Source organism: Shewanella sp. P1-14-1 (assembly GCF_001401775.1).
GTDB classification, from domain to species: Bacteria; Pseudomonadota; Gammaproteobacteria; order Enterobacterales; family Shewanellaceae; genus Shewanella; species Shewanella japonica.
Genome location: NZ_LKTL01000101.1, coordinates 1 through 352, shown reverse-complemented (window position 1 = coordinate 352; position 352 = coordinate 1). Strand labels below are relative to the sequence as shown.

General features: G+C 44.9%; 1 protein-coding gene. It reads left to right on the top strand.

Translation table 11 applies throughout. The annotated features are described in order from the left end of the window. On the top strand, positions 1 to 352 hold a 352-nt coding region (locus tag AN944_RS21130; RefSeq protein WP_144430248.1), incomplete at both ends, for a DDE-type integrase/transposase/recombinase.

The following is a 352-nucleotide window of genomic DNA, read 5'->3' as shown; positions in this document are numbered from 1 at the left end:
ACGCATATTCTAGAAAAATAATGGGGTACGAGTTAAGTCATGAGATGAAAGCGAGCGATGTCGTCAAAGCGCTGGATATGACGGTAAAGAGTCGTCAAACAACAGGTCAAATCATTCATCACTCAGACAGAGGGATGCAGTATTGCTCAGAGGAATACCAAATGGCATTAGCAGCCAGCGGTATGACACCATCAATGACGGATGGGTATGACTGCTACCAAAATGCACTGGCTGAGCGTGTGAATGGTATTTTAAAGCATGAATTTTTGCTTTATCGCTGCCGAACGATGGAGGAGCTCAGGGCCTTGGTCAAGGAATCGGTAGCAATTTACAATGAATTACGACCGCATCT